Origin of the sequence: Psychrobacter sp. A3 (assembly GCF_028823565.1) — a bacterium.
Classification (GTDB): domain Bacteria; phylum Pseudomonadota; class Gammaproteobacteria; order Pseudomonadales; family Moraxellaceae; genus Psychrobacter; species Psychrobacter celer.
Window position 1 is genome coordinate 39,868 of record NZ_JAPEHS010000012.1, and the last position, 6,410, is coordinate 46,277.

Consider the following 6,410-nt stretch of genomic DNA (forward strand, 5'->3'; position numbering starts at 1 on the left):
ATGGGTCAATATCCATTATTTAAGCTTTGGCCGCTTAAGATTTAGCAGCTGCCATCATCTCAGCGAACTTATCAAACAGCGGCGCAGCATCATGCGGGCCAGGGCTGGCCTCTGGGTGACCTTGGAAGCTAAATACTGGCTTGTCGGTCAGCTCAATACCTTGGTTGGTACCATCAAACAGTGAACGGTGAGTCGATTTGACGTTGTCAGGTAGCGTGTCTTCATCGACAGCAAAACCATGGTTTTGACTGGTAATCATCACCGTCCCTGTAGCCAAATCTTGTACAGGATGGTTGGCACCGTGATGACCAGTTTTCATCTTAATGGTGCTAGCGCCGCTGGCCAGACCAATCAGCTGATGGCCTAGGCAGATACCAAAGGTCGGAATATCTGTCTCGGTGATGATGTGACGTACCGCGTCGATAGCATAGTCACAGGCGGCAGGGTCGCCGGGGCCATTGGATAAAAAGATGCCGTCTGGATTCATCGCCAGTACGTCTGCAATCGGCGTTTGCGCTGGTACCACCGTCACATGACAGCCGCGGTCGACCAGCATACGCAGGATGTTGGTTTTACTACCGAAGTCATAAAAAGCCGCCTGTACCGCTATCATGGCTACCGGGTGCATCACGGTTTAGCAGTGTGTCAGACAAATCCCACGTCCCCGCTGTCCATTCGAAGTTTTCTTTAGTGCAGCACTCTTTTGCCAAGTCCATGCCTTTGATACCGGCAAACTCTTGTGCCAGTTTAATGGCTTGTTGCTCGTCATCAGGGGTGATGGTGTTGCCTTCGGTTGGAGTCATGATGCAGCCATGCTGCGCCCCTTGATCACGTAGGATGCGCGTCAGCTTACGGGTGTCGATATCGGCAATCGCGACCGTATCATTGCGCGTGAGGTAATCGGTTAATGATTCGGTATTACGAAAGCTTGAGGTTGCCATAGTGGCATCACGGATAATCAGACCTTCTGCCCATACTTTATGGGTGTTGCCAGATTCGCTGTCTTCACTGTTGGTGCCAGTGTTACCAATGTGCGGATAGGTCAAGGTGACCAGCTGGCGCGCGTAGCTTGGGTCAGTTAGGATTTCTTGATACCCTGTCATGGCTGTATTAAACACCACCTCACCGACATGATGACCAAGGCTACCGATACTGACACCGCGAAAGATCGTACCGTCTGCTAGTGCCAAAATTGCTTGTATTTCTGCCGATGAATTCAAGGTTTGCCTCCGCTATTATTTGTGAGTTCTGTGACGATGCTTGTGGTTGGCTGTCGGTGTAAAGCCTTTGTTTTTAAGGTCTTGGGAATAATAAACCTCAAGAAAAATATAGGCTGCACACAAAAGTTGCCCACAAAAAAGCGAGAAGACATTATCGATGGAAACTACAAAACTCACTAGGTAGTGAATAGGTAACTTGCATCATGTCCGCTCGCTTAGGCACAGATTTTGCGCATTATATACAATATAGACACAGATAGCCAGCTGATTTTTAACACAGCACAAGCGCTGTGCCAAGTTGTCAGAATTAAGTTGGCCAGATGGGCGAGCGGCTACGATGAATAGCGCTGGATTTCTACAGTTGTCTTTGCCACAATGAGTCGTAACATCATGAACCGCAACATCGACCAATTAACCGAAGCGTTTTTTAGTAGGACAAGGAACCGTTATGATTTACCAGTATATAGACAAAACCCCTGAATTTGCTAGCCCCTTTCATGGCTGGGTAGCTGATAGCGCACAAGTGATTGGTGATGTGTATTTGGGCCATCAAGCCAGCGTCTGGTTTGGGGCGGTGATTCGCGGTGACAACGAGCGCATTCATATCGGTGACTATAGTAATGTACAAGAAAACAGCGTCATCCATACCGATGCAGGTATAGAAGTCAAAATAGGTAACTATGTGACGATTGGGCATTTGGCAATGTTGCACGGCTGCGAGATTGGCGATAATAGTTTAATCGGAATCGGCGCGGTGGTGCTCAATCATGCCAAAATCGGTAAAAACTGCATCATCGGTGCCAAAGCCTTAGTCACAGAAGGTAAGGAAATCCCAGACAACTCACTGGTCATGGGCGCACCGGCCAAAGTGGTGAAAACCCTAACGGATGAGCAAGCAGCGACGTTAAAACTATCGGCCATGCAATATAGTGAGCGCTGTCAGAAGTTTAAAACTGGCCTCAAAGAAATAGCCATGCCTGAATGATAAGAAGTAATAAACGGCGGATATGAGTGGCTCATTTTGTCGTTTCTCATTTTATCCGTTGTTCGTCTTATCGTCGCTGATATTGTGGTTGCGCGTATTTACGTCATGAGCATCATGACCAGCCAAATAACCGCAAAGATAGCAATCCCGATCATCAGACCTCGAAAGATATCATGGCGTATAGAGTAGTCGTCGAGATACGCGTTATTGCCAGCTTGCGGATTGTGTAAGGCATTGACACTCTCGGCACCGGCGTTTTTGCCGACAAAAAAACCAATAATGGCACCCAAAACCAGCAGGATAGGCGTAAACAACCAAAAAATATCGCCCGTGCCTAGATTGAATAAAGAGCGAATCACGACGATAGCAAGATCGATAAACAACCCGCCAGCGCCATACAGCAAAGCTGTCAAGAGCGCGTATAATATACGTGCCATCGGAGACTGATAATCCTCTCCTCGTTGCCGCCGCCTAATCTCTTTGATAGAGCGGGCAGGGCGTCTCGGTCGACGAGCGGTGGTGGACTGGGGATTGGGCGTTTTCATAAGCTTCTCTGTTTTTATTATAAAGTTAGCATAATTTTGTTTGCTAAACAGTCGTATTCACGAAATATTACCGAATCATGGAAGATAGGATGTCACCAACTTTTAACCCTTCTTTACCAATCATCGTTTTATCACTCACCATAAGGTTTTATTATGCAGGCAGCACAACCGATAGCAAAAGAACTGGCGCTTTTTGATTTGGATCATACTTTGCTCGATGTCGATAGCGACTATCTTTGGGGCGAGTATATCGTCAAGCACAATCTGGTCGATGAGGCCGAATATCGTACAGCCAATCAAAAGTTTTATCAGGACTATATCGAAGGCACGCTCGATGCTACTGAGTACAATGAGTTTGTCGCCCAGTTTTTGAGCAGTTTACCGATGGAGAGGCTACACGCGTTACGCGAAGACTATATCAAGTCTGAGATTGAGCCGCACATCCGCCCAAAAGCGATGGAGGTGCTCTGTCAGCATGTGGAAAAAGGGCATGATGTGGTGATAATCTCTGCGACCAATGATTTTGTGGTGTCTGCCATCGCAAAGCGTTTTGGGGTTGAGGCTGGCAATGTATTATCGACGCCGCTTGAGATAAAGGACGCCCGCTATACCGGCAAGCTCACCGACAAGCCAAACTTTAAAGAAGGTAAGATTTATCACCTCGATAAGTGGCTAAATAAGCAGCAGCTCGCTGGCGTTCGCTTTGAAAAAACTTATGCGTATTCAGATTCTAAAAATGACATCCCGCTGCTAGAATGGGCGGACGTCGCAGTCTGCGTGTCTCCTGATGACGCGCTGCATGCTCATGCGCTGGCGCATCGCTGGGCGGTCGAAGATTGGTCGATTGAGGCAGGTCAATGAACCGCTACCAGTCAGCGCACAATTAATTCATTATGTAACCGAAATCTCATTTAAAATAGCGCCCGAGTGCGACCTTTATTTTTTAGCAAAAAAACAGGACTGTTTATGGAAATCAATCCGTATCAAGAAAAAATCAAAGACTTATCTGAGCGAGGACAGGATCTTCGGAGGTATCTTTGACTTCGATGGTAAGCAAGAGCGCCTAGAAGAAATCAATTTGGAATTAGAAAATCCCGAGCTATGGAACGATCCTGAGCGCGCGACCAAGATTAATAAAGAAAAAAGTCAGCTTGATGGTGTCATCGACGTGGTGATATCGCTTGAGACTACCTTGGCAGATGCGTCTGCCATGCTCGAGCTGGCGGTCGAGGCAGAGGACGAGTCACTGCTGGCGGACGTGCAAAGCGAGCTAGATAGTGCCGAGACGCGTGTGGCGGACTTGGAGTTTCGCCGTATGTTTAGCGGCGAGATGGACCCAAACAACTGCTACTTAGACATTCAGTCGGGTAGTGGCGGCACCGAAGCACAAGACTGGGCTGAGATGCTGCTGCGGATGTATACGCGCTGGGCGGAGTCGCATGGCTTTAAGGTCGAGGTCATCGAAGTGTCGTCTGGTAGTGTCGCTGGGATTAAGTCAGCGACGATCGAGATCAAAGGCGACTATGCGTTTGGCTGGCTGCGTACCGAGATTGGTGTGCATCGCCTAGTGCGTAAGTCACCATTTGATAGCAACAATGGCCGTCATACGTCATTTGCCGCTGTTTTTGTTTCGCCTGAGATTGACGACAACGTCGAGATTGATATTAATCCGGCCGATCTGCGTATCGATACCTACCGCTCATCGGGCGCAGGTGGTCAGCACGTCAACACCACTGATTCTGCGGTGCGTATTACCCACGAGCCAACTGGCGTGGTGGTCACGTGCCAAAACGAGCGTAGCCAGCATGGCAACAAAGCCACTGCCATGAAAATGCTGCGCGCCAAGCTTTATGAGCTTGAGATGCAAAAACGTATGGAAAAACAGCAAGCGGTCGAAGACAATAAGTCTGACGTCGGCTGGGGCAGTCAAATTCGCTCGTATGTGCTCGATGACTCACGTATCAAGGACTTGCGTACTGGCGTTGAGACGTTTAATACCAGCGCGGTACTCGATGGTGATCTCGATCAATTCATCGAAGCCAGCCTTAAAGCAGGACTGTAAGGTTTATCAACACATTTTAAATACCATTACTTAAGGAAAATTTATGCCAAGCGTAAATAGTTATTTTGACGATAAAGTCACGTCGATCGCCTTTCAGACAGCCACTCTGCCAGCGACTGTCGGCGTGATGGAGATTGGGGAGTATGAATTTGGCACCAGCGAATTTGAGACCATGAGTGTGGTGAGCGGCGCGTTGACCGTTAAACTACCAGATAGTAGCGAATGGCAGACCTTTGATGCTGGCGAGTCATTTACCGTTGAAGCCAATCAGAAGTTTGGCGTAAAGGTAGAGGTTGAGACCGCTTATTTATGCACTTATGGTAAATAAAGCTTTTTAGATTTGTCGTCGTCATATTGACACTAGCCATAAAAAACGCCAAGTATTAAATGCTTGGCGTTTTTTATGGTAATTGGACGGCTATTTACACAGTATTACACTTTGCTTGTGGCAAACAAACAGCAAAAAAAACCGCCATTCATTATGCTAAAGCGTCTATTTTATCAATCGAGTATTTTTTATGGCGAAGTTAGACCAGCAAATAACCCCACAAGATGTACGCCATGATTATGAACATTTAGCACGCTTGGCAAACCTGCGTTATGTTAGCGATGATGAACCTGGGTTTACCCGTCGGCGTTGGGGTCGCGGCTTTACCTATCGTGATGCGGCAGGCAAGACGGTAAAAGACAAGGCGCTGCGTCAGCGCTTTGATGCGCTGGTGATACCGCCAATGTGGTCAGAGGTGTGGATATGCCAAGACGAAAAAGGCCATCTGCAATCGACAGGCCGCGATGACAAAGCGCGCAAGCAGTACCTGTATCATCCGGAGTGGAACCGCGTACGCGATCACGCCAAGTTTGCCGCGATGATCGGGTTTGCGACCGCGTTGCCCACGCTGCGCGCGCAAGTCGAAAAAGATCTAGAAGCTGCGCCGTTATCACGCGCCAATGTATTAGCCGCCGTGGTCAAGTTATTGGAAACTACCCTCATTCGTATCGGTAATAGTCGCTACGCAAAGATGAATAAAAGCTATGGCCTGAGTACGCTGCGCAGTAAGCACGTGAGCGAGACGGATAACGGTCTGGCGTTTGACTTTGTCGGCAAAAGTGCCAAAGAGCACCATATCGAGCTGCAAGACGTGCGCTTGATTGAAATTGTGCAAGCTTGTAGTGAGCTGCCAGGGTATCAGATTTTTAAATATTTAGATGAAAATGGTGACAAGCAAGTTGTGGATAGCAGCGATGTCAATGACTACTTACGCCGTCATCTGTGTGCAGCTACAGAGGCGCACAAACAGCCGAGCAGCGAGGACTTGGAGGGTCTTGCATCGGGCAGATTGTACAGTGCAAAGGACTTTCGTACTTGGATGGCCAGTGTGCTGGCAGCGAGCTATCTGTATGATGAGCTGCAGACCTCGGCAGGCCGGACAATCTTAGCCAGCGCGCCTGCTAGCAAGGCGCGTCAGCAGCTGGTTACCGATATGGTGAAGAGCGTGGCCGAAGAGCTTGGCAATACGCCAGCGGTATGCCGTGCTTCTTATATTCATCCGATGCTTATCGAACGGTTTTTGGCAGGTCAGTTTTTTGAAACATACAAA

General features: G+C 48.3%; 6 protein-coding genes and 1 pseudogene. 5 read left to right on the top strand and 2 right to left on the bottom strand.

Going from position 1 to position 6,410, the window contains the following annotated elements; translation table 11 throughout:
• Positions 1 to 34: 34 nt before the first annotated feature.
• Positions 35 to 1,202, bottom strand: a pseudogene (carA, locus tag NK638_RS03495) (glutamine-hydrolyzing carbamoyl-phosphate synthase small subunit).
• 466 nt (positions 1,203 to 1,668) lie between these two features.
• Here carA and NK638_RS03500 point away from each other — a divergent pair.
• Positions 1,669 to 2,205, top strand: coding sequence for a gamma carbonic anhydrase family protein (locus tag NK638_RS03500; RefSeq protein WP_274631966.1), 537 nt, complete (start codon positions 1,669 to 1,671; stop codon positions 2,203 to 2,205).
• A 98-nt stretch (positions 2,206 to 2,303) separates the two neighbouring features.
• On the opposite strand, the gene NK638_RS03505 is transcribed toward NK638_RS03500, so the two are convergent.
• On the bottom strand, positions 2,304 to 2,750 hold the full coding sequence (locus tag NK638_RS03505; protein WP_153045425.1) for a hypothetical protein: 447 nt from the start codon (positions 2,748 to 2,750) through the stop codon (positions 2,304 to 2,306).
• A 153-nt stretch (positions 2,751 to 2,903) separates the two neighbouring features.
• On the opposite strand from NK638_RS03505, the gene NK638_RS03510 reads away from it, so the two are divergent.
• The 4 genes from NK638_RS03510 to NK638_RS03525 all read left to right on the top strand — a co-directional run.
• Entirely contained in the window at positions 2,904 to 3,611 is a 708-nt protein-coding gene (locus NK638_RS03510) for an HAD family hydrolase (protein WP_075101135.1), read from the top strand.
• Between the two features lie 105 nt (positions 3,612 to 3,716).
• Positions 3,717 to 4,812 (top strand): peptide chain release factor 2 gene (gene prfB / locus NK638_RS03515; protein ID WP_201586389.1). Its coding sequence is split into 2 segments (ribosomal slippage): positions 3,717 to 3,788 and positions 3,790 to 4,812, totalling 1,095 coding nucleotides; the frame shifts between segments, so codons are not numbered across the junction.
• A gap of 43 nt (positions 4,813 to 4,855) precedes the next feature.
• On the top strand, positions 4,856 to 5,140 hold the full coding sequence (ppnP, locus tag NK638_RS03520; protein WP_274631967.1) for a pyrimidine/purine nucleoside phosphorylase: 285 nt from the start codon (positions 4,856 to 4,858) through the stop codon (positions 5,138 to 5,140).
• Positions 5,141 to 5,330: 190 nt separating this feature from the next.
• On the top strand, positions 5,331 to 6,410 hold a 1,080-nt coding region (locus tag NK638_RS03525), incomplete at its 3' end, for a DNA topoisomerase IB (RefSeq protein WP_274631968.1).

Excerpts from the sequence above, each read along its gene's own strand:
- NK638_RS03510 (WP_075101135.1), top strand. The coding sequence starts at position 2,904 with ATGCAGGCAGCACAACCGATAGCAAAAGAACTGGCGCTTTTTGATTTG.
- NK638_RS03505 (WP_153045425.1), bottom strand. The coding sequence starts at position 2,750 with ATGAAAACGCCCAATCCCCAGTCCACCACCGCTCGTCGACCGAGACGC.
- NK638_RS03500 (WP_274631966.1), top strand. The coding sequence starts at position 1,669 with ATGATTTACCAGTATATAGACAAAACCCCTGAATTTGCTAGCCCCTTT.
- ppnP (WP_274631967.1), top strand. The coding sequence starts at position 4,856 with ATGCCAAGCGTAAATAGTTATTTTGACGATAAAGTCACGTCGATCGCC.